Origin of the sequence: Aureimonas sp. SK2 (assembly GCF_029813115.1) — a bacterium.
In the GTDB taxonomy this organism is placed as follows: domain Bacteria; phylum Pseudomonadota; class Alphaproteobacteria; order Rhizobiales; family Rhizobiaceae; genus Aureimonas.
This window is the reverse complement of record NZ_JAPZDS010000039.1, coordinates 1-2,500: the sequence shown is the minus strand read 5'-3', so window position 1 is coordinate 2,500 and position 2,500 is coordinate 1. Positions and strand designations below refer to the sequence as shown.

At 57.0% G+C, this 2,500-nt stretch carries 2 rRNA genes (1 of these 2 cut by a window edge); both read left to right on the top strand.

Going from position 1 to position 2,500, the window contains the following annotated elements:
• Nucleotides 1-2,058 (top strand): 23S ribosomal RNA (locus O5O54_RS21955); it begins 779 nt to the left of the window's first position.
• Nucleotides 2,059-2,371: 313 nt separating this feature from the next.
• Nucleotides 2,372-2,486 (top strand): 5S ribosomal RNA (gene rrf / locus O5O54_RS21950).
• The last annotated feature ends 14 nt before the right edge of the window (nt 2,487-2,500 follow it).

Sequence of the window (2,500 nt, the reverse complement as noted above, 5' to 3'; positions counted from 1 at the left end):
ACACGCACTGGAGGACCGAACCCGCATCTGTTGCAATAGATTGGGATGACTTGTGGCTAGGGGTGAAAGGCCAATCAAACTCGGAAATAGCTGGTTCTCCGCGAAATCTATTTAGGTAGAGCGTCGGATGTATTCCTCAGGGGGTAGAGCACTGAATGGGCTAGGGGGACTCACCGTCTTACCAAACCCAATCAAACTCCGAATACCTGAGAGAACTGTCCGGCAGACACACGGCGGGTGCTAACGTCCGTCGTGAAGAGGGAAACAACCCTGACCGACAGCTAAGGTCCCCAAGTTATGGCTAAGTGGGAAAGGATGTGAGAATCCCAAAACAACCAGGATGTTGGCTTAGAAGCAGCCATCATTTAAAGAAAGCGTAACAGCTCACTGGTCTAGATTTAAGGGTTCTTGCGCCGAAAATGTAACGGGGCTCAAGCCATACACCGAAGCTTCGGGTTGTGCAGTCTTCGGATTTGCGCAGCGGTAGCGGAGCGTTCCCTAGGCCGTTGAAGGAGGACCCGTGAGGGCCTCTGGAGGTATGGGAAGTGCGAATGCTGACATGAGTAACGATAAAGGGTGTGAGAGACACCCTCGCCGAAAGTCCAAGGGTTCCTGCTTAAAGTTAATCTGAGCAGGGTGAGCCGGCCCCTAAGGCGAGGCCGAAAGGCGTAGTCGATGGGAACCACGTTAATAGTCGTGGGCCTGGTGGTGAGTGACGGATCCCGTGTATCGTTATCCCTTATTGGATTGGGGTGGCGGTGAAGGGGTCCCAGGAAATAGCCCCACCGTATAGACCGTACCCGAAACCGACACAGGTGGACTGGTAGAGCATACCAAGGCGCTTGAGAGAACTGCGTTGAAGGAACTCGGCAAATTGCACGCGTAACTTCGGAAGAAGCGTGACCTCCAGTGACGCAAGTCATTGGTGGTGGCACAGACCAGGGGGTAGCGACTGTTTATCAAAAACACAGGGCTCTGCGAAGTCGCAAGACGACGTATAGGGTCTGACGCCTGCCCGGTGCTGGAAGGTTAAGAGGAGGGGTGCAAGCTCTGAATCGAAGCCCCAGTAAACGGCGGCCGTAACTATAACGGTCCTAAGGTAGCGAAATTCCTTGTCGGGTAAGTTCCGACCTGCACGAATGGCGTAACGACTTCCCCGCTGTCTCCAACGCAGACTCAGTGAAATTGAATTCCCCGTGAAGATGCGGGGTTCCTGCGGTCAGACGGAAAGACCCCGTGCACCTTTACTATAGCTTTACACTGGCATTCGTGTCGGCATGTGTAGGATAGGTGGTAGGCTTTGAAGCGTGGGCGCCAGCTCGCGTGGAGCCATCCTTGAAATACCACCCTTATCGTCATGGATGTCTAACCGCGGCCCGTCATCCGGGTCCGGGACAGTGTATGGTGGGTAGTTTGACTGGGGCGGTCGCCTCCCAAAGAGTAACGGAGGCGCGCGATGGTGGGCTCAGACCGGTCGGAAATCGGTCGTCGAGTGCAATGGCATAAGCCCGCCTGACTGCGAGACAGACAAGTCGAGCAGAGACGAAAGTCGGTCATAGTGATCCGGTGGTCCCGCGTGGAAGGGCCATCGCTCAACGGATAAAAGGTACGCCGGGGATAACAGGCTGATGACCCCCAAGAGTCCATATCGACGGGGTTGTTTGGCACCTCGATGTCGGCTCATCGCATCCTGGGGCTGGAGCAGGTCCCAAGGGTTTGGCTGTTCGCCAATTAAAGCGGTACGTGAGCTGGGTTCAGAACGTCGTGAGACAGTTCGGTCCCTATCTGCCGTGGGTGCAGGAATATTGACAGGATCTGTCCCTAGTACGAGAGGACCGGGATGGACATACCTCTGGTGGACCTGTTGTGGCGCCAGCCGCAGTGCAGGGTAGCTATGTATGGACGGGATAACCGCTGAAGGCATCTAAGCGGGAAACCCACCTGGAAACGAGTGTTCCCTATCAGGGCCGTGGAAGACGACCACGTTGATAGGCCGGATGTGGAAGCGCGGTAACGCGTGAAGCTGACCGGTACTAATCGCCCGATCGGCTTGATCGTTCTCATTCGCCCATGATCATCGATCCTCGAGGGATCGATGATCATGAGTTTTTTGTCTCCTCGCGCCAGTTCGCTATCGAGCGAACTGTCTGCGGAGGGCCGGGCCACGAGGCCCGCCGGCTCGGTCGAGCCGGGATAAGGCTTCATTCTTCAAGACCAGCTCACTCCATCTCCGAAAGGCGAGCCCCCAAGGACCCGACAGGGTCCGCAGGCAAGCCCGAACGGGCGTCGCGCCCCGTGGCGTGCCCCAGCGGAGACGATCGCCCCACAGGCGATCGGCGTGAGCGAAGCTTCCAAAAATGCGTTTGGCCGACCTGGTGGTTCCAGCGAGGCGGCCGCACCCGATCCCATTCCGAACTCGGCCGTGAAACGCCTCAGCGCCCATGATACTTCGTCTCAAGACGCGGGAAAGTCGGTCGCTGCCAGGTCTGCCAAACGCATC